20 protein-coding genes are annotated in these 24,305 nt (G+C 69.4%); 9 read left to right on the top strand and 11 right to left on the bottom strand.

Going from position 1 to position 24,305, the window contains the following annotated elements; translation table 11 throughout:
• The 3 genes from ACSHSS_RS22010 to ACSHSS_RS22000 form a co-directional block, all read right to left on the bottom strand.
• On the bottom strand, positions 1-1,509 hold a 1,509-nt coding region (locus tag ACSHSS_RS22010), incomplete at its 3' end, for a beta strand repeat-containing protein (protein WP_445545549.1).
• Between the two features lie 513 nt (positions 1,510-2,022).
• Entirely contained in the window at positions 2,023-3,267 is a 1,245-nt protein-coding gene (locus ACSHSS_RS22005) for an NAD(P)/FAD-dependent oxidoreductase (protein ID WP_445545548.1), read from the bottom strand.
• A gap of 67 nt (positions 3,268-3,334) precedes the next feature.
• Entirely contained in the window at positions 3,335-4,114 is a 780-nt protein-coding gene (locus ACSHSS_RS22000; RefSeq protein ID WP_065494207.1) for an ABC transporter substrate-binding protein, read from the bottom strand.
• A 373-nt stretch (positions 4,115-4,487) separates the two neighbouring features.
• Between ACSHSS_RS22000 and ACSHSS_RS21995 the strand changes: the two genes are divergently transcribed.
• The 5 genes from ACSHSS_RS21995 (at position 4,488) to ACSHSS_RS21975 (ending at position 9,711) form a co-directional block, all read left to right on the top strand.
• A complete protein-coding gene (locus tag ACSHSS_RS21995; RefSeq protein ID WP_105799438.1) occupies positions 4,488-5,459 on the top strand; it encodes an ornithine cyclodeaminase family protein in 972 nt (323 codons plus the stop codon).
• Positions 5,456-6,247: a helix-turn-helix transcriptional regulator gene (locus tag ACSHSS_RS21990; RefSeq protein WP_445545547.1), complete on the top strand. Its 792-nt coding sequence runs from the start codon at positions 5,456-5,458 to the stop codon at positions 6,245-6,247. The genes ACSHSS_RS21995 and ACSHSS_RS21990 overlap by 4 nt, the downstream gene beginning before the upstream one ends.
• A 61-nt stretch (positions 6,248-6,308) precedes the next feature.
• Entirely contained in the window at positions 6,309-7,040 is a 732-nt protein-coding gene (locus ACSHSS_RS21985; protein ID WP_445545546.1) for a DsbA family oxidoreductase, read from the top strand.
• 181 nt (positions 7,041-7,221) lie between these two features.
• Positions 7,222-8,664 (top strand): DHA2 family efflux MFS transporter permease subunit, encoded by a 1,443-nt coding sequence (locus ACSHSS_RS21980; protein WP_048805177.1) that lies wholly within the window; start codon positions 7,222-7,224, stop codon positions 8,662-8,664.
• A 258-nt stretch (positions 8,665-8,922) separates the two neighbouring features.
• Positions 8,923-9,711 (top strand): sulfite exporter TauE/SafE family protein, encoded by a 789-nt coding sequence (locus ACSHSS_RS21975; protein ID WP_006401519.1) that lies wholly within the window; start codon positions 8,923-8,925, stop codon positions 9,709-9,711.
• Between the two features lie 236 nt (positions 9,712-9,947).
• Here the strand turns inward: ACSHSS_RS21975 and ACSHSS_RS21970 are convergent, their stop codons facing one another.
• Complete coding sequence (locus tag ACSHSS_RS21970; RefSeq protein ID WP_445545545.1) at positions 9,948-12,041, bottom strand: D-(-)-3-hydroxybutyrate oligomer hydrolase; 2,094 nt, start codon at positions 12,039-12,041, stop codon at positions 9,948-9,950.
• A 150-nt stretch (positions 12,042-12,191) separates the two neighbouring features.
• Entirely contained in the window at positions 12,192-12,554 is a 363-nt protein-coding gene (locus ACSHSS_RS21965; protein ID WP_006401521.1) for a BON domain-containing protein, read from the bottom strand.
• A 415-nt stretch (positions 12,555-12,969) separates the two neighbouring features.
• Between ACSHSS_RS21965 and ACSHSS_RS21960 the strand changes: the two genes are divergently transcribed.
• The 3 genes from ACSHSS_RS21960 (at position 12,970) to ACSHSS_RS21950 (ending at position 16,137) form a co-directional block, all read left to right on the top strand.
• On the top strand, positions 12,970-14,397 hold the full coding sequence (locus ACSHSS_RS21960) for a TAXI family TRAP transporter solute-binding subunit (protein WP_445545544.1): 1,428 nt from the start codon (positions 12,970-12,972) through the stop codon (positions 14,395-14,397).
• A gap of 84 nt (positions 14,398-14,481) precedes the next feature.
• On the top strand, positions 14,482-15,120 hold the full coding sequence (locus tag ACSHSS_RS21955) for a 2-hydroxychromene-2-carboxylate isomerase (protein ID WP_006401523.1): 639 nt from the start codon (positions 14,482-14,484) through the stop codon (positions 15,118-15,120).
• A gap of 69 nt (positions 15,121-15,189) precedes the next feature.
• Entirely contained in the window at positions 15,190-16,137 is a 948-nt protein-coding gene (locus ACSHSS_RS21950) for a LysR family transcriptional regulator (protein ID WP_006417109.1), read from the top strand.
• Positions 16,138-16,159: 22 nt separating this feature from the next.
• Here the strand turns inward: ACSHSS_RS21950 and ACSHSS_RS21945 are convergent, their stop codons facing one another.
• The 4 genes from ACSHSS_RS21945 to xdhA all read right to left on the bottom strand — a co-directional run bounded on the left by ACSHSS_RS21945 (position 16,160) and on the right by xdhA (position 21,332).
• A complete protein-coding gene (locus ACSHSS_RS21945) occupies positions 16,160-16,561 on the bottom strand; it encodes a nuclear transport factor 2 family protein (protein WP_217060787.1) in 402 nt (133 codons plus the stop codon).
• Positions 16,562-16,741: 180 nt separating this feature from the next.
• The gene (xdhC, locus tag ACSHSS_RS21940) at positions 16,742-17,377 is read right to left on the bottom strand and encodes a xanthine dehydrogenase accessory protein XdhC (RefSeq protein ID WP_105779137.1); all 636 of its coding nucleotides are present in this window, start codon (positions 17,375-17,377) and stop codon (positions 16,742-16,744) included.
• A gap of 1 nt (position 17,378) precedes the next feature.
• Complete coding sequence (gene xdhB / locus ACSHSS_RS21935) at positions 17,379-19,733, bottom strand: xanthine dehydrogenase molybdopterin binding subunit (RefSeq protein ID WP_445545543.1); 2,355 nt, start codon at positions 19,731-19,733, stop codon at positions 17,379-17,381.
• Positions 19,734-19,751: 18 nt separating this feature from the next.
• Positions 19,752-21,332, bottom strand: coding sequence for a xanthine dehydrogenase small subunit (gene xdhA / locus ACSHSS_RS21930; protein ID WP_445545542.1), 1,581 nt, complete (start codon positions 21,330-21,332; stop codon positions 19,752-19,754).
• Positions 21,333-21,682: 350 nt separating this feature from the next.
• Between xdhA and ACSHSS_RS21925 the strand changes: the two genes are divergently transcribed.
• Positions 21,683-22,897 carry an MFS transporter gene (locus tag ACSHSS_RS21925; RefSeq protein WP_006401530.1) on the top strand — a complete coding sequence of 405 codons (1,215 nt, stop codon included), beginning with the start codon at positions 21,683-21,685 and terminating at the stop codon, positions 22,895-22,897.
• Between the two features lie 67 nt (positions 22,898-22,964).
• Here the strand turns inward: ACSHSS_RS21925 and ACSHSS_RS21920 are convergent, their stop codons facing one another.
• Together ACSHSS_RS21920 and ACSHSS_RS21915 are read right to left on the bottom strand one after the other, a co-directional pair.
• Positions 22,965-23,555: an RES family NAD+ phosphorylase gene (locus tag ACSHSS_RS21920; protein ID WP_254211008.1), complete on the bottom strand. Its 591-nt coding sequence runs from the start codon at positions 23,553-23,555 to the stop codon at positions 22,965-22,967.
• Between the two features lie 47 nt (positions 23,556-23,602).
• Positions 23,603-24,274, bottom strand: coding sequence for a hypothetical protein (locus tag ACSHSS_RS21915; protein ID WP_217060791.1), 672 nt, complete (start codon positions 24,272-24,274; stop codon positions 23,603-23,605).
• Positions 24,275-24,305: the final 31 nt, after the last annotated feature.

The raw sequence follows: 24,305 nt of genomic DNA, 5'->3' as shown, positions 1-24,305 counted from the left end.
GCCCAGCGCGCCCGTCACCGTGCTGACCACGCCGTTCAGCGCACCGGTCGGATTGTTCGCGCCACCCAGGGCGCCCGTGACCGTACCGACCACGCCATTCAATGCGCCCGCCGGATCGTTACCGCCCAGCGCGCCCGTCACCGTGCTGACCACGCCGTTCAGCGCACCGGTCGGATTGTTCGCGCCACCCAGGGCGCCGGTGACCGTACCGATCACGCCGTTCAGCGCGCCCGTCGGGTTGTTGCCGCCCAGCGCGCCGGTGACCGTGCCGACCGCACCATTCAGCCCATTGCTCGCCAGATCGAGCACCGCTTGATCCAGCGCGCCGTGCGCCGCGACGATCGTGTTGACTGTATTGGTTGCGGTGTTCACGACACCGTTCAGTGCGCCAGTCGGGTTGTTGCCGCCCAATGCGCCCGTCACCGTGCTGACCACGCCGTTCAGTGCACCGGTCGGATTGTTCGCGCCACCCAGCGCACCCGTGACCGTACCCACCACACCGTTCAATGCGCCCGTCGGATCGTTACCGCCCAGCGCACCCGTCACCGCGCTCACCACACCGTTCAGTGCACCGGTCGGATTGTTCGCGCCGCCAAGGGCGCCGGTAACCGTACCGACCACACCATTCAATGCACCCGTCGGATTGTTCGCACCACCAAGCGCACCCGTGACCGTACCGACCACGCCATTCAGCGCGCCCGTCGGATCGTTACCGCCCAGCGCACCCGTCACCGTGCTCACCACACCGTTCAGCGCACCGGTCGGATTGTTCGCGCCACCCAGCGCGCCCGTGACCGTACCGACCACGCCATTCAACGCGCCCGTCGGACCGTTGCCGCCCAACGCACCCGTCACCGTGCCCACCACACCGTTCAGCGCACCGGTCGGATTGTTCGCGCCACCCAGGGCGCCGGTGACCGTACCGACCACGCCATTCAACGCACCCGTCGGATCGCTTCCGCCGAGCGCGCCCGTCGCCGTCCCGATCGCACCGCTCAACGCGCCGCTTGCCGTATTGAGCGCACCGGTCAGCGCGCCAGCCGGGTTGTTCGCACCACCCAGTGCGCCCGTGACGGCGCCGACGGCACCGCCCACTGCACCGCTCACCGCGCCGCCAACCGCACCGCCCGCGTTTCCGCCGCCGAGCGCGCCAACCACCTGCCCGACCGCGCCCTGCACCTGGCCGAGCGGATCGACCGTGCCGCCGCCGGCGCCGCCGAGCAGACCGGTCACCGTATGTGCGACACCGTTCAGCACGCTGCCCGGATTGCCGATCGACGTGCTGATCGAGCCGGACCCGGATGCGGTCACGTTAACCGAGCCCAGCGGCGTCGTGCCCGTCGCCGTGAGGCTCGCCGATACGCCTTGCGACGGCGGATTGACGATCACCTGCGGAATCGAGAGTCCATCGAGCGAACCGGCCGCGGCAACCGCCGACCCCGAAGCCAGCACCCCGAACGCGGCCGCTACGGCCAGCGCCCCACCCGTCAATTTAAAGTTATTTCCCATCGTGACCTCATCTCGGTTGGCACTTCATTGATAAAGCACGGGGACAGGTTGCATGAAGTGTGCCATCGCGAAATTCACGCGGAATTTCACGATTTATTGCGATGCAATAACCGAGAAAAGCCCGACTCCATTAAGAAATAACGAAATACGACGGGTCAATATTCATACGAGAAAACGGCGCCGCGCAGAAACGTAACGTAACGTTTGCGAGCCCCAAGGTAACGTGTTCCGGTACATTTGCGAACGATCGTTTCGACAGCGTCGCGGACGCCCAATCGGATCGCTATAGATATTCCTTTTCACGAATATGAAAATGCACGGATAAATCGCGAATTTACTGGTTTTATGATTTCGCGATATCTTTCCGACGCCTTACGGGGTTCATCAGCGAATCGTCGTTTCAACTCGATTCGGATAGCAAAACGAAAAATTGTTAACGCCGAGATTTTGCGTCGATTCACCGGCGTCAATTGTTAACGGCAAATACGCACGCATGTGCGCATCGCCGAAAACTCAACCGAATCGCTCGGGCCGATACGGACGCGGATCGATGTAGGTCGGCGTGCCGGTCATCATCTCCGCGAGCAGACGCCCGGTCGCGGGCCCGAGCGTCAGCCCGTGGTGGCAGTGGCCGAACGCGAACCACAGCCCGCGATGCCGCGGCGCCGGCCCGATCACCGGCCGCATGTCCGGCGTGCACGGCCGCAGCCCGAGCCACGGTTCGGCATCGAGCCGTTCGCCGAGACCGAATGCCTCGCGCGCAAGCGGCTCCGCGCGCGCGAGCTGCACGCCGGTCGGCGGCGCGTCGGGTAGCGCGATCTCGACACCGGTCGTCAGCCGCAGGCGGCCGCCGTCCATCGGCGCGACGACGAACCCTTGTTCGGTGTCGCACACGGGCACGCGCAGCGGCGCGCGCGTCGGCCGGTAATGCATGTGATAGCCGCGCTTCGCGCGCAGCGGAATCCGGTAGCCGAGCGGCCCGAACACGCGCTCGGACCACGGCCCGAGCGCGACGACGACGGAGCGCGCCGACATCGCCCCGTGCGCCGTGGCGACCTGCCAACCGTCACGTATCTGCGCGAGCGTCGCCGCGTCGCCGTGCACGAACGTGCCGCCGTCGCGCTCGAACAATCGCGCGTACGCCTTCGTGAGCCCGCCGGGGCTCGACACCGTCTTCGGATCCTGCCAGTGGAACGCGCCGCAGAACGCCTCGCCGATGCCGGGCTCGCGTGCGCGCAACGCGCGCGCATCCAGCACCGTCATCCGCAAGCCGTGCGCATGAGCGACGCGCTGCTGCGCGCGCGCCTCTGCATCGAACAGGGCGGGCGAGCGAAACGCCTCGATCCATCCGCCGTCGTGTACGAGCGGCTGCGCGTCGGTGCGCGCAAGCAGTACATCGTGCTCGACGACGCTCGCCGCGACGAGCGGCAACATGTCGCGCGCGGCCGCCGCGAGGCGTTTCGGCGACGACTCGCGCCAGAATCGCGCGAGCCAGCCCGCATACGCGGGCAGCGCACGGTAGTCCCAGTAGAGATCGACCGAACGGTTGCGCGCATAGCGCAGCAACGTGCCGAGCCGGCGCGGAAACGCATACGGCACGACCGACGAACGCTCGATGAGCCCCGCGTTGCCGTGGCTCGTTTCCTCGCCGGGATCGCGCCGGTCGACGAGCGCGACGCGCAGCCCGCGATCCTGCAGGTGCAGCGCCGACGACACGCCGACGATGCCGGCCCCCAGAACGATCACGTCGAAATCCATGCTTGCCCGTCCAGCGTAGAAGGTCGATGCAGCACGCGCCGGCACCGCGGCCGGCGCACGCCCGCGCTTACTTCGCGATGATGTCGCGCTTGAAGTACTTCTGCGACAGCGCGCTCAACGTGCCGTCCTTCTTCAGCGCATCGAGCGCGCCGACGACCTTCGCCTGCAGCGCCTTGTCGCCCTTGCGCAGCCCGAAGCCCGTGCCTTCGCCGAGCGTCGCCGGATCCTTGAGCGGCTCGCCGACGATCTGGTAGTCGCGGCCGGCCGGCTTGTCGAGGAAGCCCTCCTGCGCGGTCTGCGCTTCCTGCACGGCGGCGTCGAGCCGCCCGGCGACGAGATCCGCATAGATCTGGTCCTGATCCTGATACGACACGACGGACACGCCCGCATTGGCCCAGTGCGCCTTCAGGAAATCTTCCTGCGACGAGCCCTGCAGCACGCCGACGTGCTTGCCGCGCACGCTCGCGACCTCGGGCCGCAACGGCGAGCCGCGCTTCGCGATCATCACGATCGGCACCACGTAGATCGGCGGCGTGAAATCGATGCTCTGCTTGCGCTTCGCTGTGATGTTCATCGCCGAATTGATCACGTCGAACTTGCGCGCCTGCAGCGCGGGAATCAGGCCGTCGAACGCGTTCTCGACCCACACGCACTTCATGTTCAGCTTCGCGCACACGGCGTTGCCGATGTCGACGTCGAAGCCCTGCAACTGGCCGGCCGGCGTCTTGCTCTCGAACGGCGGATAGGCGGCTTCGATCCCGAAACGCAACGTGGTCGGTTCCGCGTGGACGGTGACGGCCGCGCAGGCGAGCGCCGCGGCGGCGCAAAGGGAAAGCTTCCAGTTCATGACGGGTCCTTCAGGGTTCAGCGATGAAAATCGGACGCGCGACGCGATCGCGCAGGGCGACGAAGCGGCGGCCGGTGCGGCGGGCCCGCGTGTGCGGACACGCTGCCGGGCATTCGAAATATAGACTCAAAGTCTACTATAGACTATAGGGGATACGATAATGCGAGGCCGCCGCGCCGCGTATCGGACGCCGCATACGACCCTTATCTCCTTGATTCTTCACTGCTATTCCAACAGGCAACGATTCCGGAAGCGTAGAAAAAGAAACGCTCGCCACATCCACATTGTCTATATTAGACTTTTCGTCCACAACGAACCCAGCCGGACATCGCATTGCGAGACTGTCCTGTCCGGCCCCGACCGGAGATGTCCGATGAACCCGACCGCCCCGACCCTGCCGCTGACCGTCGACGACGCGATGGTCCGCGCGGCGCTGCCGTCGCTCGACGTGCTCGGCACGCTGCGCCGCATGTTCGCGTCGCTCGCGTCCGCACGCGCCGTGCAGCCGCCGCAAACGCTCACGCTGTTCCCCGAGCAGGCCGGCGACTTCATCACGTACCTCGGCGCGCTCGCCGACGAACAGGTGTTCGGCGCGAAGCTGTCGCCGTACATCGTCGGCGGCGGGCCGGACGGCAAACCGGTCGTCACCGCCTGGACCGCGCTGATGTCGATGCGCACGGGCCAGCCGCTGATGTGGTGCGACGCCGGACAGCTGACGGTCGAACGCACGGCCGGCACGACGGCGCTCGCGGTCGACTGCCTGGCGCCGCGCGACGCGCGCCGTCTCGCGATCGTCGGCGCCGGCGCGGTCGGCCTCGCGCATCTGCGGCATGCGGCAGCGCTGCGCGAGTGGGACACGATCTCGGTGTACTCGCCGACGCTCGCCGACGATCGCGCGCTGCAGGCCGCCGTCGCCGGCACCGATCCGCGCGCACGGCCGGCAGCCGACATCGCCGCGTGCGTGCGCGACGCCGATGTCGTGATGCTCTGCACGTCGTCGGGCACGCCGGTGCTCGGCGACGGAATGCTGACGCGGCCGGCGCTCGTCACGTCGATCAGCACCAACGTCGCGCAGGCGCACGAGATTCCGCCTGCATGGCTGCCCGACATGGACGTCTACTGCGACTACCGGCACACGACGCCGGCCAGTGCCGGCGAGATGCGGCTCGCGGCAGCCGAGCACGGCTGGACGCCGGAGCGCATCGTCGGCGATCTGCCCGCGCTCGTCGCCGGCACGTGCGCGGCGCCGTCGCGCACGCGTCACGCGTTCTTCCGGTCGATCGGCCTCGGCCTCGAGGACATCGCGATCGCCTACGCGCTGTATACGCATCTGACGCGCGCATGAGCATCGTGCGCACGCGACGCCGATACAATGGCGCAACCGCGACAGCCGCACGCGGGCGCACGGGCACGACGACTGCCGGTGCGCCGGCGGATCGGCCGGACCTGCGGCCTGCGTCCCGCTCACCCGATATCGCGATTCCGATGCGCAAGAAGCCGTCCCCCGTCAAAGACCTGCTGCTCACCCGCTACGCGCCGATCGCGGACGGGATCGCAGCGCTGTTCTTCCCGTACGCGGAAGTGGTCATCCACGATCTGCACGACCAGACCGTGCTGTATCTGGCGAACAACCTGTCGAAGCGCGAGGTCGGCGACGATTCCGCGCTCGAGGAAATCGACCACTCGGCGCGCGAGCGCGTGATCGGTCCGTACGAGAAGCTGAACTGGGACGGCCGGCGCATGCGTTGCGTCAGCAACGTCCTGTTCGACGACGACGGCCGGCCCGCCGGGATGATGTGCATCAACTTCAACATCGCGGTGTTCGACGAGGTGCGCACGACGCTCGATCTGTTCATCAAGGGCGCGGGCGTCGTCGCGCAGCCGGATGAACTGTTCCGCGACGACTGGCAGGAGCGCATCAACACGTTCCTGCACGGCTGGCTGCGCGAGCGGCAGATCGGGCTGAACGGCCTCACGCGCGAACACCGGCGCGAACTCGTCGAGGCGCTGCATGCGCAAGGCGCGTTTCGCGGCAAGAGCGCGGCGAACTACGTCGCGAACGTGCTCGGCATGGGGCGCGCGACCGTCTACAAGCATCTGAAACATCTGAAGGACACGCAGGGCGACGCATGAGCGCTCGCGCCTGCGCGCAAATGCTATAGTTTCAGTTACATTTTTTCGAATGCCTGTTGCCATGCCGACCGCTCCCGCTCCGACCGCCCGCCCGACGCTGACCGTCGAAATCTGGTCCGACCTGATCTGCCCGTGGTGCTGGATCGGCAAACGCCGTTTCGACGAGGCGCTTGCCGCGTTCGCGCATGCGGACCGCGTCGACGTCGCGCTGCGCGCGTACCGGCTGATGCCCGGTCAGCCCGTCGAGCCGGTCGAGGCAATGCTCGCCGCCAAATACCGGATGTCGACCGCGCAGGTCGACCAGATGCTGCGCCAGGTGACGGACGCCGCCGCGAGCGTCGGGCTGCGCTACGACCTGCCCGGCACGCTGGTCGGCGATACGCTCGACGCGCACCGGCTCGTGAAGCTCGCGGAAGCGACCGGCCGCGCGCACGCGCTGACCGAGCGGCTGTACCGCGCGTACTTCTGCGAGCACGGCTCGCTGTTCGATCACACGGCGCTCGCCGATTTCGCGGTCGAAGCCGGTCTCGAGCGCGCGGCGGTCGAAGCGGCACTGCGCGGCGATGCGTACCGCGACGAAGTCGAAGCCGACGGCGCGCGCGCCGCGCAGATCGGCGGACGCGGCGTGCCGCTGTTCGTGTTCGGCGGCCGCTATGCGGTGTCGGGCGCGCAGCCGGCCGACGTGTTCGCGCAGGCGCTCGAGCAAGCGTGGCGCGACGGCGTCGTCGAATCGGGCGGCGACGCGGCAACCGCATGCGGCCCGGACGGCTGTGCGCTGCCGCCGCGCGAATAAGCGCCCGGAGCTTCGATCGCCGAGGCGCGCGACCGCGTAACGGCACGTCGCTGCTGCATCCGCGCGTGCGCTCACGCCGTTCGGCCGCTACGCGATGCTGCTGCCATAAACCGGCAGCAGACGCGTACGAATGCCGTCTACAATCCAGCCTTTCAAATCCCTATCGGAAGGTTGCGAGCCCATGACACACGGCATCCACGGCGAAAAGCGCTGGTACGCACTGATCGTCCTCTGCCTCGGCGTGCTGATGATCGTGCTCGACAGCACGATCGTGAACGTCGCGCTGCCGTCGATCGGCACCGATCTGCACTTCACCGAGACGGCGCTCGTCTGGGTCGTCAACGCGTATCTGCTGACGTTCGGCGGCTGCCTGCTGCTCGGCGGCCGGCTCGGCGATCTGTACGGCCAGCGGCGCATGTTTCTCGCCGGCCTCGTCGTGTTCACGCTCGCGTCGCTCGCATGCGGACTCGCGCCGTCGCAGACGATGCTGATCGCCGCGCGCGCGGTGCAAGGGCTCGGCGGCGCGGTCGTATCGGCCGTGTCGCTGTCGCTGATCATGAATCTGTTTACCGAGCCCGGCGAACGGGCGCGCGCGATGGGCGTATACGGCTTCGTGTGCGCGGGCGGCGGCAGCATCGGCGTGCTGCTCGGCGGGCTGCTGACGAGCGCGCTGTCGTGGCACTGGATCTTCCTCGTGAACCTGCCGATCGGCATCGCCGTCTACGCGCTGTGCGCGGCGCTGCTGCCGCGTACGCGCGTGCCGGCCGGCGCCGGGCGGCTCGACGTCGCGGGCGCGATCACGGTCACCGCGTCGCTGATGCTCGCGGTCTACGGAATCGTCGGCGGCAACGAGGCCGGCTGGCTGTCGGCGCAGACCGTCGCGCTGATCGGCGCGGCCGTCGTGCTGCTTGCACTGTTCGTCGCGATCGAGATGCGCGTCGCGCATCCGCTGATGCCGCTCACGCTGTTCGCCGCACGCAACGTCGCGCTCGCCAACGTCATCAGCGTGCTGTGGGCGGCCGCGATGTTCGCGTGGTTCTTCCTGTCCGCGCTGTACCTGCAGCGCGTGCTCGGCTACGGGCCGCTGCAGGTCGGCCTCGCGTTCCTGCCCGCGAACCTGATCATGGCCGCGTTCTCGCTCGGGCTGTCCGCGCGGATCGTCATGCGTTTCGGGATTCGCGGCCCGATCGCGGCCGGCCTGCTGATCGCCGCGTGCGGGCTCGCGCTGTTCGCGCGCGCGCCCGTCGACGGCGGCTTCGTCTGGCACGTGCTGCCCGGCATGACGCTGCTCGGTATCGGCGCCGGCATCGCGTTCAACCCGGTGCTGCTCGCCGCGATGAGCGACGTCGATCCGGCCGATTCGGGGCTCGCGTCGGGCATCGTGAACACCGCGTTCATGATGGGCGGCGCGCTCGGCCTCGCGGTGCTCGCGAGCGTCGCGGCGGCGCGCACCGATGCGCTCGCGGCCGCGCAGGTCGCGCCGCTCGGCGCGCTGAACGGCGGCTACCACGCGGCATTCGCATTCGGCGCGGCGTTTGCGGCGCTCGCCGCCGCGATCGGCATCGCGCTGCGCGTGCGTCCGCCGGCGCACGCCGACGGCGGCGTCGGCGCTTCGCTGCACTGACGCGCGGCGGGCGGCCCTCGGCGCCGTCCGGCCGCCCGCCGCAGCCGGTACGGCTGTCCGCAGGCGCCACACGCCGCCGCGCGCAACCACCGTTCAAACGCCCGTTTCACCGCTCCGCCCCATCGGCCGGCCGCCGCGCGCCGGCCGATTTTTAACGCAGTCGTACACCGACCCGTCACTTTTGCGACAATGTCGGACTTTGATCCGCGCGTCGCAGCCGCGCGCCGCCGCCGAACGCCCCCTAACCGCCTGCTTCCGATGTCGCTTCCCCATATCGATCTGCTGTACTCCCTGTCCGGCCTGTTCGTCGGCATCCTCGTCGGCCTGACGGGCGTCGGCGGCGGTTCGCTGATGACGCCGATCCTCGTGCTGCTGTTCGGCGTGCATCCCGCGACGGCGGTCGGCACCGATCTGCTGTACGCAGCGGCGACGAAGGCGACGGGCACGCTGGTCCACGGCCTCAAGGGCTCGATCGACTGGCGCATCACCGGCCGGCTCGCGGCCGGCAGCGTGCCGGCGGCAGCGCTCACGCTGTGGGTGCTGCATTCGCACGGGCTGAACGCGCCGGGCACCGCCCGGCTGATCCAGCTCGTGCTCGGCGTGGCGCTGCTGCTCACATCGGTCGCGCTGATCTTCCGCCCGCAGCTCGCCGCGTTCGCCGCGCGCAATCCGCTCGCGCCGAGCCCCGCGCGCACGCTGTGGTCGACCGTGCTGACGGGTGCGGTGCTCGGCGTGCTCGTGTCGATGACCTCGGTCGGCGCGGGCGCGATCGGCGTGACCGTGCTCCTGCTGCTCTATCCGGCGCTCGCAACGACACGCATCGTCGGCTCCGACATCGCGCACGCGGTGCCGCTCACGCTCGTCGCCGGCATGGGCCACTGGCTGCTCGGCTCGGTCGACTGGTCGATGCTGCTGTCGCTGCTGCTCGGCTCGCTGCCGGGCATCGTGATCGGCAGCCTGCTGTCCGCGCGCGCCCCGGAACGGCTGCTGCGCAATCTGCTCGCGGCGACGCTGGTCGCGGTCGGCGTGCGGCTCGTGCTCGCCTGAAACCTGCGCCATGCGGCGCGGTGCGCCGCGGCCGTCCTGGTTGCGGGCCATGTTCGCGGCCGTGGTCGTGGTCGCAGTCACGGCTGCACTGAAACGCGTCGCGTCCCCGGCGGCCGCATCGCGCTTCCCGCCTCTCCGGCCGCTCGGCGGCCGAGGCCGCCCCGCCCGATTTCCCCGCTTCAAAAAGAAAAAAGCCGGACGACCATCGTCCGGCTTCGCAGCAAGCGCGCGTGCGCTCAAAGCGGTACGTCGATCGTGCCGGCCGCCGCCGAAATCGCGTTCGCGCCCGGCGCACTCGCGATCGGCGGCAGGTTCGCCGTCGTCAGCGCGGGCGCCGCACCGGGCGTGCCGCCCCGCGGCACCGTGCGGATCACCTGCGACGGCGGCAGCGGCGCACCCTTCTTCAGGTGCTGCCACATCAGGTTCAGCGCCTGCAGATCGTAGTAGTGGACCGGCACGAAACGCGTGTCGTAGCCGGCCACCGGCAGGAACGCGTCGAAGTGCTGGCCGTTCGTCACCTCGTAGAACACGAGCCCGCTACGGCTGCCCTCGGTGAGGCTGTTCTGCGCGACGTACGCGCGCGACGCGTGATTGACGGGCACGAGCGCGTCGCTGCGCCCCTGCACGATGATCGCGGGCTTGCCGTGCAGGTTCGCGTTCACGCGCACCGCCTCGACGTTCGCCGGCATCCCGAGCATCGCGTTCGTCCACAGCTGGCGCAGGCATAGCGCGCCGGCGAAGCTCGCATCGGGCGTCGCGAGCCGGTGATCGACGCCGGCGCCCGTATTGAATACGAGATCGATGCCGGCCGTCGGCGGTATGCCGTTGCCGGCGCCGAACACGGCCGGCATCGGCGATGCCGCGGGCGGTGCGACCGCGCCGGTCCCCGCTTGCGTCGTCGCGAAGCTGAAATTGCAGAGGTTGTCGGTCACGCGCGAGCGCGTATACGCGTTCGCATAGGTGACGGCGATCGCGGGGATCGCCTGCGAATCCCACATCGACGCGTGCAGCAGATCGGAATCGGCGAGATAACCGGCCGCATGCAGCTGCGCGAGCGCGTCGGCGGCCTGGCTCTGCGTGTCGGCGCCCGACACGAGGCCCGCGGCGGCGAGCGTCGCGCAGCGCTGCGCGCGGATCGACTGCGTGGTCGCGAGCGGCAGCGCGCTGATGTACGGCTCGCCGGCCAGCGACGCCGAGGCGGCCGCGCACGGCTGCAGCAGGTTCGCGAGCGTCGCATAGTCGGCGAGCGGCCGGCCGAACGACGGCACCGGCTGGCCGCCGCTCCGCACGACCGCATTCGGCGCCAGCCGCACGTTGATCTGCGGCTCGCCGACCACGACCGCGGTAATCCAGCCGCGATCGTCCTGCTCGGCGGCCGCGAGCGACGCGCCGCCGCCGTTGCTGACCGACGCGGCGATCGTCGTGATGTCGCCCGCGCGATAGCGCACGCCGCGATGCGAGCCGTCGACGAGCGGCGCGAACTGCTCGTTCAGCGCCCAGTACGCGAACTCGACTGCCTGCAGCGTCGAGCGCCCCCAGTCCTGCTCGGGATTCTGCTGCGAATGCGCGTGCTTGAACGCATAGCGGTTCGGAAAGCGGCTGTTGAACGCGGCGAGATCGCCGCTCGTCAGATTCGCGGTGAACAGGCTCGCGTTGCCGGCGAGCACCGCGTTCGCGAGCGTGCCGTCGATCAGCGTGACGGTGTCGCTGCCCAGTTCGTGCGCGCCGTTGCCGCCGCCCTTGTCGTTGTACGCGACCGCGCAGCCGCGCTTGAGCCCCCACTCGCCGGCGGCCGAGATCGCGCCGTAGACGCCGCGCGAGCCCGACGACGTCGCCGTCACGATGCACGGCTGTGCGGGATCGAAGCTCGCGGGCACCTGCACGAGCAGCGTCACGTTCTTGCGGCCGCTGCCGTCGTCGGAATAGGCGAGATATTCGGTGCCGGCGATCTTGCCTTCGCCGAGCGTGGCGTTGCCGTCGACATCGACGTTCGGCCCCCAGAAGCGGCCGTAGCCGCCGTTCGCGCTCATGTCGACGAGCGCGCGGTAGTTCGACCAGATCGCGAGACGGCGCAGCTCGGCGCTCGTCGGCCGCGACGGATTCGCGAAGGCCGGCGCGGTCGCGCTCGCAAGGCCCGTCTTGCCGAGGCCGGCCGTCAGCAGATCGTCGCTCATGCCGTCGTATGCGGTCGTGCGCACGTTGCCCGACACGAAGCCGGGTAACCGGTTGCGCTCGCTCGTCTCGTCGCCGTTGCAGGCGCCGAGCAGCGCCGCGATGCCGGCCAGTGCCGTGCCGACAAGCATCCACCTGCCCCATCCGTGCATCGTCATTGCCGCCCCTCTCTCGATATCGTTATCGGGCCGCCGCCGTGTCGCGCACCGCGTGCGGCCGCTGAAGCGCAAACGGGCCCCGGCATGCCGGGGCCCGCACGACCCGCGCGTGCGCGGGCCCGGACGACGCTTGCGCGCCGTCGCCCGGCATCATTGCTGCTGGACCGTCAGCTTGTTCGTGACCGACGTGACGCCCTTCACGCCCTTCGCCGCTTCTCCCGCCTTGTCGATCTGAGCCTGGTCGGGCACCGTGCCCTCCAGCGTGATCGCGCCGCCCTTCGAGCGCACGACGAGGTTCGACACATCGATCCCGCCTGCTTTCGTGATCGCCTTGCGCACCGCGTAGCCGAGCTTGCGGTTCGCGTGCTTCGCCGTCTTCGCGGCCGACTTCGACTGCGTCGCGGCGGCCGGCGCTTCGGCCGCGGCCGGCTCGCTCGACTGCGCATACGCGCTGCCCGACAGACAGGCCGCCACGGCGGCAATACCCAACGCTCTCAACACGATCGACTTCATGCTATCTCCTTGTAACTTCGGAACGGCCGCGCACAGTACGGCCGGATACCCCCAAAGGCAGCCGGCCCGCGCGCGAACGGGCGGGTCGGCCGATGATTTCCACGGCGATGCGAGAGAGGCGAGACGGGCCGGCAGCCGGCGCACGCGAAGCGGCCGGCCGGACCGGGCAGCCGCCGTGCCGGACGCGCCCGGTCTCGTCGGGTGCCGGGTCGCGCGAGTCGGGCGCGGCTGCGTCGCACAATGTAATCCAGCGCCCGCGGAAGCGCAAAGCTTTTGACGCGGCATCGCGCGGCGGCCCGCCGAAGGCCGTCACGCGGCACTCGCGCGGGCGCGCCCAAACCGGTTACCATCGCCGCCAGAGCGCGCAGCGTCGCCGTCGCGGCACTGCGCAGCGCCCGCGTCATCGATCGATCTCATGAAGCCAACCCGCCCGCAGCGGCCGCCGCCGCGCATCCTCGCCCGTTTCGTCGCGGTGTCGTGGCGCGACCTCGCACTGTCGATCGGCCCGACCGTGCTGCTCGCGGCCGCCGCCGTGTGGCTCGCGATCCGGATGATCCAGCCCGCGCCGCCCTCGACGCTCGTGATCTCGGCCGGCCCGCCCGGCAGCACCTACTGGAACGCCGCCCAGAAATACAAGGCGATCCTCGCGAAGAACGGCGTCACGCTCGACGTCGAATCGTCGGAAGGATCCGCGCAGAACCTCGCGCGGCTGCAGAACCCGAACGCCACGGTCGACGTCGGCTTCGTGCAGAGCGGAATCGGCCCGAAGGAACGCGACGATCACCTCGCCTCGCTCGGCAGCATCGGCTACGTGCCGCTCGCGATCATGTACCGCGGGCCGGTGGTCGCGCGCCTCTCCGATTTCAACGGCAAGCGGCTCGCGATCGGTACCGAAGGCAGCGGCGCGCGCGAGCTGAGCCTCGCATTGCTGAAGATGAACGGGATCGAGCCGGGCGGCACGACGCGGCTGCTGCCGACGAGCGGCGAAGACGCCGCGGCCGCGCTGCTCGACGGCAAGATCGACGCGGCGTTCCTGTCCGGCGACTCGACGCAGATCCCCGTGATGGCGAAGCTGTTCCGCACGCCGGGCGTGCACATGTATTCGTTTACGCAGGCGGAAGCCTACGCGCGGCGCTTTCCGTACCTGACCGCGATCACGCTGCCGATGGGCGTCTACGATCTCGGCCGCAACCTGCCGCCCGAGGATCTGCATACGGTTGCGCCGACCATCGAACTCGTCGCGCGCGACACGTTGCACCCGGCGCTCTCGGACCTGCTGATCGAGGCCGCGCGCGAAGTGCACGGCCACGCGACGATCCTGCAGCACGCGGGCGAATTCCCGTCGCCGGTCACACGCGGCTTCCCGCTGTCCGACGATGCGGCGCGCTACTACAAGTCCGGCAAGACCTTCCTGTATCGACGGCTGCCGTTCTGGGTCGCGAGCCTCGTCGACCGGCTGCTGGTCGTCGTCGTGCCGCTGATCGTCGTGCTGATTCCGGGCCTGCGGCTCGTGCCGTCGCTGTACGGCTGGCGCGTGCGCTCGCGGATCTACCGCTGGTACGGCGCGCTGATCGCGATCGAACGCCGCGCGCTCGGCGAGCATACGGCCGAGGAGCGCGTCGCGCTGCTCGACGAGCTCGACGACATCGAGGAAGCCGTGAACCGGATGAAGATGCCGCTCGCCTACGCGGGGCAGTTCTACGTGCTGCGCGAGCACATCGGCTTCGTGCGCGAACGGCTCGCCGCGCACGACGCCGATGCGCCCGCCGGCGCCGCGCCTCGCGCGGCCGATGCCGCGCCGCGAGCGGCCGACGCCCCTCGGGCGACTCCCGGTTCCGCATGAACGGACGATCCGCGATCATTGCTGCATGCGCGTACGGCCCGTAACATGGAGGCCCGCCGCACGCCCCACCCTCTGGAGATCGTCATGACAACCGGCCTCGACACCGCCCAACCCGCGTGGTTCTTCGACTTCGTGTCGCCGTTCTCCTATCTGCTGCTCGAACAGCACGACAAATGGCCGGCGATGCCGTTCGAACCCGTCGCGGTGTCGCTGAACGAGCTGCAGCGGCACTGGGGGCAGCGGCCGAGCGCCGACGTGCCGGCCAAGCGCATCTTCACGTACCGGCACGCGCTGTTTCGCGCGGAGCAGCTCGGCATCCGCTTCAAGATGCCGCCCGTGCATCCGTTCGATTCCGACAAGGCGCTGCGCCTCGCGATCGCGACGCGCGCCGACATCGCGACCGTGCTCGAGATGTTCCGCTTCATCTGGCGCGAGGGCAACGATCCGTCGACGCCGGCCGGCTTCGCGGCGCTCTGCGAGCGCGTCGGCGTGAGCCATGGCGACGCGCTGATCGAATTCGAAGAGACGAGCGCGCAGCTGCGCCGCAATACCGACGACGCGATCGCGCTCGGCGTGTTCGGCGTACCGACCTTCTGGATGAACCGCCAGCTGTTCTGGGGCGAGGACGCGCTGCCGATGGTGCTGTACTGCGCGCGCACGCCGAACTGGCTCGAATCGCAGGAAGTGAAGCGGATCAGCACGCTGCCGAAAGGCCGCGCGTGATGGCGGGTATCACGCACGCGCGCGCACGGCTGCGGTAAGGTTACGCTTCGCCCGGATCACCCCGCATCGATGGAAGACGACGACCGTACCGCCTCGCTCGATATCTGGCTCGTGCGCGTGCTGCGCACGCTGCTGCTCGAGCGCAGCGTCACGCAGACCGCGCTGCGGCTCAACCAGACGCAGCCCGCGATCAGCACCGCACTGCGCAAGCTGCGCGAAACGCTGAACGACCCGATCCTCGTGCGCGGCAAGTCGGGCATGGTGCCGACCGAATACGGCGCGTCGCTGCTCGGCGCCGCGACGCGCGCGCTGCGCGAGGTCGACTTCATCTCGACGCCGCACGGCGATTTCGATCCGTCGTCCGCGCGGCGCACGTTCCGCATCGCCGCGCCCGACTATCTGAACGATTTCTTCATGCCGACGCTGATCGAGCGCTTTCGCGATGCCGCGCCGCACGCGCATCTGGAAATCGATTCGCTGAATCCCGCGCTCGACCATGCGGGCGCGCTCGAATCGGGCGCGCTCGATCTCGTGATCGGCAACTGGCCGAAGCCCGATCCGCAGTTCGCGCGGCAGGACCTGTTCTCCGACACGATCGTGTGCCTGATGCGCGATGCGCATCCGCTCGCACGCGAGCCGCTCACGCGCGAAGCGTACGCGGCCGCCGCGCACGTCGCGCCGACGCCCTATACCGGCGACAAGCGCAACGCGATCGAGATCGGCCTTGCGCGCGCGGGCCTCGCGCGGCGTGTCGTGACGACGCTGCCGTACTTCGGGATCGTCCCGCAGGTGCTGCTGCAAACCGATCTGATCTTCACGACGACGCGCCGCTTCGCGACGCACTATGCGCAGCTGCTGCCGCTTGTCGTCGTCCCGCCGCCGGTGCCGTTTCCGCGCATCAAGAGCTATCTGCTCACGCATCCGCAGCCGGATCGGCCGACCGATATCGCGTGGCTGTGCGCGCTGATGCAGAGCGTGTCCGACGAACTGACCGCCGCGCGCGCACGCAAGCGCTGAGCCCGCGCGCGCGGCACGCGCGTCACGCCGCGCAGAACGTTTCCTGCAGATGCGTCCAGCGCACCGCGCCCGCGGAATCGCGTGCGAACACGGCGGTCGAACGGCGCGCCGGCAACTCGCCGGACGCCGCGTGCTGCGCTTCGACGTACGCAACAACCGCATGCGACGCGTCGGCCGCGAGCACGCGTACATCCGACAGCGTAATGCGCAGCCCCGGCTTCGCGCCGCCGAGCGTCGCGAACAGGGCGCGCAGACCGTCGCGATCGACTGCGCGGCCGTCGGTCATGATCATCGTGAAGTCGGCGGAGAAATGCGCGAGCAGCGCGTCGAGCGCGGCCGGCGCCGTGTCGACGCCGGACAGCCAGCGTTCGATGGCGACGATGCTCGCGTCGAGCACGTCGAGATAGAGGCGGGAATCGGACATGGTGCGTACACGAAAAGGCGCGGCCGGACGCCGCGCATGCCGTGCAGTGTAGGGAAAAACGCGCGGCCGTGCGTCGACGCGATGTCGTGCGGCGCTGCCGGGCGCGTCCGATGCGCACCGGCGCCTATCGTCGTTGCGCGCGTGCGTGCAGTGTGCCGCGTGCAACGCAGGACGTGCGACTCAGCGCAGGCAGCACGCGTCGTCGCGCGCGGCGGCAGCCGCGGCCGCCTTCGCGCCGGCGACCGGCATCCCGGCGCGCACCTGCAGCAGTTCCGCACACACGGCCACCGCGATCGAGCCGGGCGCCTTGTCGACGATGCCGGCCACGCCGATCGGACACACCATCTCGACGAGCCTTGCCGGATCGACGCCGCGCGCGGCAAGCCGTCGTTCGAACTTCACGCGCTTCGTGCGCGAGCCGATCATCCCGAAGTACGCGAAGTCGCGCCGCCGCATGATCTGCTCGGCGAGCGCGAAATCGAGCGCATGGTTGTGCGTCATCACGAGGAAGTACGTGCCGGGCGGCGCGGCATCGACGATCGCCTCGGGCGTGTCGGTCGGCTCGGGCTGCACGTTCGGCGGACACTCGTCGGGGAACAGTTCGTCGCGCGTGTCGACCCACTGCACCGTGCACGGCAACGCACCGAGCAGCGTGACGAGCGCATGACCGACGTGCCCCGCGCCGAACAGCACGACGTGCATCGGCGGCGGCGCGCCGGTCGCGCGGTTGCGGGTGCCGGTGCCGCGCGCAAACGCGGCCGCGTCGGGCGCGACCGCGCGTGCAGGCGAATGCGGCGAACGGGCCGGCGCACGCATGTCAGGCTGCCCGCGCCGCGCGCACGGCCTGCACCGCACGCAGGATCGACTCGCCGGTCGCCGGTGCGTCGAGCGGCGGATTCACGCGATAGTCGCCCACCGCCGCGATCGCGTCGCGCACGGCGAAGAACACCGAGAACGGCAGCAGCAGCGGCGGCTCGCCGACGGCCTTCGAGCGGTGAATGCTGTCCTCGACGTTGCGGTTCTTGAACAGCCGCACGTTGAATTCGGGCGGCGTGTCGTTGACGGTCGGAATCTTGTACGTCGAGGGCGCGTGCGTCATCAGCTTGCCGCCCGCGTTCCACCACAGCTCCTCGGTCGTCAGCCAGCCCATCCCCTGGATGAACGCGCCTTCGACCTGGCCGATGTCGAGCGCCGGGTTCAGCGATGCGCCGACGTCGTGCAGCGCGTCGACGCGCAGCGTGCGCATCTCGCCCGTCAGCGTGTCGATCACGACTTCCGACACGGCCGCGCCGTACGAGTAGTAGTAGAACGGCCGTCCCTGCAGCTTCGATTGATCCCAGTGCAGCTTCGGCGTCGCATAGAAGCCGTCGGACCAGAGCTGCACGCGCGCGAGATACGCCTTCGCGATCACGTCGCCGAACGGCACGGCCGTCGTGCCGATCCACACGCAGTCGTTCGCGAACTTCACGTCGGCCGCCTCGACCCGGCCGTCGCCGTACTGCTTCGCCGCGAACACGGCGAGCCGCTCGCGCAGCTGGCGCGCGGCGTCCTGCGCGGCCTTGCCGTTCAGATCCGAACCGGTCGACGCGGCCGTCGCCGACGTATTGGCGACCTTGCTCGTATCGGTCGCCGTCACGCGGACGCGGCCGAAACGGATCCCGAGCTCGTGCGCGACGACCTGCGCGACCTTCGTGTTCAGCCCCTGCCCCATCTCCGTGCCGCCGTGGTTCACGAGCACCGAGCCGTCGGTATAGATATGCACGAGCGCACCGGCCTGATTGAAGTGCGTGACGTTGAACGCGATCCCGAACTTCACCGGCGTCAGCGCGATGCCCTTCTTCAGCACTGCGTTGCGGGCGTTGAACGCGCGCACGCCGTCGCGCCGCGCGCGATAGTCGCTCGCTGCCTCGAGTTCGGCGAGCAGTTCGTGCAGCACGTTGTCCTCGACGGTCTGACCGTACGGCGTGACGTTGCGCTCGGTCTTGCCGTACAGGTTCGCGTAGCGGACGTCGAGCGGATCGCGGCCGAGCGTGCGCGCGATGTCGTCGAGGATGTACTCGATCGCGAACGCGCCCTGCGGGCCGCCGAAACCGCGAAACGCGGTGTTCGACTGCGTGTTGGTCTTGCCGCAGTAGCCGGCGATCGCGACGTCGGACAGCCAGTATGCGTTGTCGAAGTGGCAGACCGCGCGCGTCATCACGGGCCCCGACAAATCGGCCGAGAAACCGCAGCGCGAGGTCATGTCGAGCGACACGCCGTCGATGCGGCCGTCGTCGTCGTAGCCGACGTCGAAACGGTAATGGAAGTCGTGCCGCTTGCCGGTGATCATCATGTCGTCGTCGCGGTCCGGACGCAGCTTCACCGGGCACAGCAGCTTCCAGGCGGCGAGCGCCGCGCAGCACGCGAACAGCCCCGACTGCGATTCCTTGCCGCCGAACCCGCCGCCCATCCGGCGGCACTCGACGAGCACGTTGTGCGACGCGACGCCGAGCACGTGCGCGACCAGATGCTGCATCTCGCTCGGGTGCTGCGTCGAGCAGTACACGTGCATGCCGTCGTCGTCCTTCGGCACCGCGTACGCGATCTGTCCTTCCAGATAAAACTGCTCCTGGCCGCCGAGCAGCATTTCGCCCGACTCGCGATGCGGCGCGGCGGCGATGCGTGCCGTCGCGTCGCCGCGCGCGAGCTTCAGCGGCGGAATCACGTACGACTCGGCCTTGCGCGCTTCCTGTGCGGTCAGGATCGCCGGCAGCTCCTCGTATTCGACTTGCGCGCGCCGCGCGGCGAGCCGCGCGACATCGTGCGACGTCGCGACGACGATGAACATCGGCTGGCCGACGTACTGCACGACGCCCTGCGCGAGCACCGGATCGTCGTGGACGATCGGGCCGCAGTCGTTGACGCCCGGAATGTCGTCGGCGGTGAACACCGCGACCACGCCCGGCGTCGCGCGCACCGCGTCGAAATTCATCGACACGATTCGCGCGTGCGGCTTCGCCGACAACCCGAGCGCCGCGTGCAGCGTGCCCGCGACGAGCGGAATGTCGTCGGTGTAGGTCGCGCGCCCGCTCACGTGCAGATGCGCGGACTCGTGCGCGCGCGACACGTGCACCTGCGCGGCATCGGCTTGCGGATCGAGGGTGCTGAGGAACGGTTCTGCTTGCTGGTTCATGTTCGGGGTTCTCCGTCGTCAGACACGCGCCGCTTCGGCGGGCACTTCGCGCACGTTCAGGGCTTGCGGCGGCAGCGGATCGTGCGGACGCGTCTCCAGCCAGAATCGGTACATCAGGTTCTTCGCGGTATCGAGCCGGTAGGTGCTCGTCGCGCGCATGTCGGTGAGCGGCTGGTAATCGCGTTCGAGCGCCTGCATCGCGGCCTGCGCGGTCGCTTCGTGCCACTGCGCGCCGTCGAGCACGGCTTCGGTGTGCGCCGCGCGCTTGGGCGTCGCGGCCATCCCGCCGAACGCGATGCGCGGTTCGCGGATCGTGTCGCCGTCCGCGATGAACGCGAACGCCGCGCAGACGGCCGAAATGTCGGAGTCGAACCGTTTCGACAGCTTGTAGGTGCGGAATTGCAGGTTCGCGCGCGCGCCGCTGCGCGTCGGCACCTTCACGCCGACGACGAATTCGTGCGGCGCCATGTCCTTCTGCTGGTAGCCCGTATAGAGCGCTTCGAGCGGCAGCTCGCGCACCGTGTCGCCGCCGCGCAGCACGACGCGCGCGCCCAGTGCGATCAGGCCCGGCATCGAGTCGCCGATCGGCGAGCCGTTCGCGACGTTGCCGCCGAGCGTGCCCGCGTTGCGGATCGGCAGCGACGCGAAGCGTTTCCACATCTCGGTCAGTTCGGGATACGCCTCGGCGAGCGCTGCATAGGCGTTCTCGACCGTGACGCCCGCGCCGATCTCGATCCAGTCCTCGCCGTGCACGATGCGCTGCAGTTCGGCGATCTGGCCGACGTAGATCAGGTCGTCGAGCCGGCGCATCTGTTTCGTGACCCACAGCCCGATGTCGGTGCTGCCCGCCAGAATCCGCGCGTCCGGACGCTCCGCCTTCAGCGCGGCCAGCGCGTCGAGCGTGCGCGGGGCGGCGAAGCGCGCGCCGCCGACCGTGTAGTCGAATGTCGCGTCGCGCCGCAGCGACGCAAGCGTGCGCGCAAGCGCGGCCGGGTCGACGGGCGCGGTGTTCGGTTCGGGGGTGGAGCCTTCGCCGGTCGCGCCTTCGCCCGTCGCACCTACGCCGGTAGCATCGAACATCCTCACCGCCGCGTCGACGATCGGACGATAGCCGGTGCAGCGGCACAGGTTGCCGGTCAGCGCATCGGCGATTTCGGTGCGCGTCGGCACGTGCTTCGCCTTCTCGCATGCACCGCCGCAGCGTTCATGGCCGTGCTTCTCGTAGAGCGCCCACATCGACATCACGAAGCCCGGCGTGCAGAACCCGCACTGCGACCCATGACAGTCGACCATCGCCTGCTGAACCGGATGCAGCGAGCCGTCCGGGCGACGCAGGTCCTCGACGGTCAGCAGCGCCTTGCCGTCGAGCGTCGGCAGGAACTGGATACATGCGTTGACGGCCTTGAACGCGACCGTGCCCGCGTCCGTCAGCTCGCCGACGACGACCGTGCACGCGCCGCAGTCGCCTTCCGCGCAGCCTTCCTTGGTGCCGGTGCAGTGCGCGTCCTCGCGCAGGTACTGCAGCACGGTGCGGGTGACGTCCGCGCCGCTGACTTCGCGGACGGCGTGACGATGGTAGAAGCGGATCGGCTCACTCATGTCTCTGTCGTTCTTCAAGTGGGGGCAAAGGCGGCCTGCGCGGGGCGCTCGGCCGACGTTTCTCTGACAGTTTGCACGCTATCACCGTCAAATTCCGCAACCCATAGCCCAATACGCATGCGGCCCATATAACTGCGGCGATATGCGCGGCCGCCCATGCCGGCGGGCCGCCGCGGCGGGCGCATGGAGCCGCATGGCCGGCCGCGGTGCGCGAAGGCGCCGGTTCGGCGTCGTCCAAAAAACGGGGCGCGGTTAACTAAACGGTACCTGCGTGAAAACCGGTTCCATGGGAAAATCCCGATTCCGTTTTTCGCCACGATCCGTTCCGTTCGCTCATCCGTTCCGACCCCATGTCAACCGATTCTGCCTCCACGCCGCGCAGCGGGCTCGCCGTCACGCTGCAAATCGTGTCCGTCGTCTGCTTCACGTTCATCTGCTACTTGACCATCGGCCTGCCGCTCGCGGTGCTGCCGGGCTTCGTCCACGACGAGCTCGGCTTTTCCGCGATCGTCGCGGGCGCCGCGATCAGCGTCCAGTATTTCGCGACGCTCGCGTCGCGCCCGCTCGCCGGGCGCCTCGCCGATACGCTGGGCCCGAAGCAGACCGTGCTGCGCGGGCTGCTCGGCTGCGGCGCGTCGGGCGTGCTGCTGCTCGTCGCGCTGCTGCTCGCGCGCTGGCCGGCCGCGAGCCTCGTGCTGCTCGTCGCGAGCCGGCTCGTGCTCGGCGTCGGCGAGAGCCTGTGCGGCACCGGGGCGATTCTGTGGGGCATCGGCCGCGTCGGCGTCGCGCACAACGCGAAGGTGATCTCGTGGAACGGCATCGCGACGTACGGCGCGCTCGCGCTCGGCGCGCCGGTCGGCGTCGCGATCGCGCATTCGCTGAACCCGGCGCTGATCGGCGTGCTCGTGATCGCGCTCGCGGCGCTCGGCTATGCGCTCGCGCGCCTGATCGACGCGGTGCCGCTCGTGCACGGCGAACGGATGTCGTATGCGAGCGTGTTCACGCGCGTGCTGCCGCACGGCATCGGCCTTGCGCTCGGCTCGGCCGGCTTCGGCTCGATCGCGACGTTCGTCACGCTCTACTACGCGGCGCGTCACTGGCCCAACGCCGCGCTGTCGCTGACCGTGTTCGGCACGCTGTTCATCGGTGCGCGTCTGCTGTTCGCGAACACGATCAAGACGCATGGCGGCTTCCGCGTCGCGATCGTATCGTTCGCGTTCGAATGCGCGGGCCTCGTGCTGCTGTGGCTCGCGCCGGTGCCGCACGTCGCGCTCGTCGGTGCCGCGCTGACGGGCTTCGGCTTCGCGCTGATCTTCCCGGCGCTCGGCGTCGAGGCCGTCGCGCTGGTGCCGGCCGCCAGCCGTGGCGCGGCGCTGTCCGCGTACTCGGTGTTCCTCGACCTGTCGCTCGGCATCACCGGGCCGCTCGCCGGCTACGTCGCGGGCGCGTTCGGCTATCCGCAGGTGTTCCTGTTCGCGGCGCTCGCCGCGGCGGCAGGCGTCGCGTTGTCGGTCGTGCTGTATCAGCGGCAGGCGCGCGTCGCGGGAAGCGGCGCGGCGGCGTGAACCCGCGGCGGATGCCGTCGGCGCGCAGCGCACTCGTGCGTGCGCGCGCTGCACGACGGTGCCGCGGCTAACGCGGCAGGATGTTGAAGTCCCGCAGCACGCGGGCCGCTGCCGGGTGATCGCGGAACGGAACCGCGGCCGACAGTGCGAGCCTGGGCGCGGCGCGATCGAAGAGCACGAGCGCTTCCGACGTGTTCAGATGCCTCGACATGTAGAGGAAGCCGTCGACGTGCTGGCGATGCCGGTACACGGCGGCCGACCATTGTTGCGGGATGTCGTAGGGCACGACGGTCGACAGCGCGCCGTCACCGCCCAGATTCTTCAGCGGCACGCCGTGCAGGACGGCCACGTTCAGCGACCGTCCGGTAAAGGACAGCACGTAGCGTTCGAGTTCCGTTGTCACGAGCGGGAAACCGCCGAGTTCGAGATCGGCGACCTCATCATGCAGCACCGTCTCGGCGAACGCGCAATGCAGATCGAAACCGAAATAGCAGGTGCCGTACCGGCCGCGCTTGCGCGGGTCGTCGAAGCGGTTGCCGCCCGATCGGCCGAAGTAAGGCTCGCCGGTGTCGTAGCGCGAAATGCGCAGAAGCGTCGAAGGCGAGATTTCCTTCGTCGTCAGTGTCGCGCTCGCGAAATGCCTGCGGGGCGTCGTCAACGTCAAATATCGGCTCCCCAGGATCCGGATCCACCGGGAAGCCGGCCCTAGCGCTCGGCAAACGCCGCTGCCGCGCGCGTCACCTGCTCGACCTTGCCTTGTGCGAGCGCCTTCAGCGGCGTGAGCCTGCCGAGCGACGCTTTCGGCGTCGTGAAGAACTGCCATTTGCTCCAGCCCGGCAGATCGCCCAGCTGCTGCGTCACCCTGCCCAGCGTCTTGCGATCGATGTCGCCGGCGAGATAAAAGGCCGGATAGTACTGTGCGGCGCCGACGTCGACCGTGAAGATGCGGCCCGATGCGACCGCCTTGTTCAGCGCCTGGCGCGTGATCCCCAGCGCGGTCCAGACTTCGGCGGCCGGCAGCAGCCTGCCGCTCGCGACGAGCGCCTGTCGTTCCGGCAATACGAGACGCTCGCGCTCGGCAAGCGCGGCAGACTCATGCGCGCTCGAGCGCGGTTCGGGCTTCGCGCGGCCCGGCTCCGTCCTGTCGCCCGTCGCGGCAGCCGCGATCCCGAACGTGACCGTCGCCGCCAGATCGATGATTTGCGCGATACCGACCTTGAACAGATGCCCGAGCTGCGCATCGGAAAGCCGGAGCAGCGCGCGCGCCTTGTCGGGCCCCAGCATGGTCGCGGCGCCGACCGCGCTGCGCAGCGCGTCCGCGGTATCGACATCGAGAATGACGTCGGCATCCTCGATCGTGTGTGCGTGCCGGCCCATCGCCGCCTCCTTTCGCAATCAGAAAGCAGCG

This window comes from Burkholderia sp. BC1, from assembly GCF_052683555.1.
The sequence above is the reverse complement of the archived record's forward strand: the minus strand, read 5'-3'. Positions and strand labels throughout refer to the sequence as shown.

Bases quoted from the DNA above. Each gene is read 5' to 3' on its own strand.
- xdhB (WP_445545543.1), bottom strand. From the start codon at position 19,733: ATGAACCAGCAAGCAGAACCGTTCCTCAGCACCCTCGATCCGCAAGCC.
- ACSHSS_RS21950 (WP_006417109.1), top strand. From the start codon at position 15,190: ATGGAAGACGACGACCGTACCGCCTCGCTCGATATCTGGCTCGTGCGC.
- ACSHSS_RS22005 (WP_445545548.1), bottom strand. From the start codon at position 3,267: ATGGATTTCGACGTGATCGTTCTGGGGGCCGGCATCGTCGGCGTGTCG.
- ACSHSS_RS21945 (WP_217060787.1), bottom strand. From the start codon at position 16,561: ATGTCCGATTCCCGCCTCTATCTCGACGTGCTCGACGCGAGCATCGTC.
- xdhA (WP_445545542.1), bottom strand. From the start codon at position 21,332: ATGAGTGAGCCGATCCGCTTCTACCATCGTCACGCCGTCCGCGAAGTC.
- ACSHSS_RS21955 (WP_006401523.1), top strand. From the start codon at position 14,482: ATGACAACCGGCCTCGACACCGCCCAACCCGCGTGGTTCTTCGACTTC.
- ACSHSS_RS21975 (WP_006401519.1), top strand. From the start codon at position 8,923: ATGTCGCTTCCCCATATCGATCTGCTGTACTCCCTGTCCGGCCTGTTC.
- ACSHSS_RS21995 (WP_105799438.1), top strand. From the start codon at position 4,488: ATGAACCCGACCGCCCCGACCCTGCCGCTGACCGTCGACGACGCGATG.
- ACSHSS_RS21980 (WP_048805177.1), top strand. From the start codon at position 7,222: ATGACACACGGCATCCACGGCGAAAAGCGCTGGTACGCACTGATCGTC.
- ACSHSS_RS21985 (WP_445545546.1), top strand. From the start codon at position 6,309: ATGCCGACCGCTCCCGCTCCGACCGCCCGCCCGACGCTGACCGTCGAA.
- ACSHSS_RS21965 (WP_006401521.1), bottom strand. From the start codon at position 12,554: ATGAAGTCGATCGTGTTGAGAGCGTTGGGTATTGCCGCCGTGGCGGCC.
- xdhC (WP_105779137.1), bottom strand. From the start codon at position 17,377: ATGCGTGCGCCGGCCCGTTCGCCGCATTCGCCTGCACGCGCGGTCGCG.
- ACSHSS_RS21915 (WP_217060791.1), bottom strand. From the start codon at position 24,274: ATGGGCCGGCACGCACACACGATCGAGGATGCCGACGTCATTCTCGAT.
- ACSHSS_RS21970 (WP_445545545.1), bottom strand. From the start codon at position 12,041: ATGACGATGCACGGATGGGGCAGGTGGATGCTTGTCGGCACGGCACTG.
- ACSHSS_RS21925 (WP_006401530.1), top strand. From the start codon at position 21,683: ATGTCAACCGATTCTGCCTCCACGCCGCGCAGCGGGCTCGCCGTCACG.
- ACSHSS_RS21960 (WP_445545544.1), top strand. From the start codon at position 12,970: ATGAAGCCAACCCGCCCGCAGCGGCCGCCGCCGCGCATCCTCGCCCGT.
- ACSHSS_RS21990 (WP_445545547.1), top strand. From the start codon at position 5,456: ATGAGCATCGTGCGCACGCGACGCCGATACAATGGCGCAACCGCGACA.
- ACSHSS_RS22000 (WP_065494207.1), bottom strand. From the start codon at position 4,114: ATGAACTGGAAGCTTTCCCTTTGCGCCGCCGCGGCGCTCGCCTGCGCG.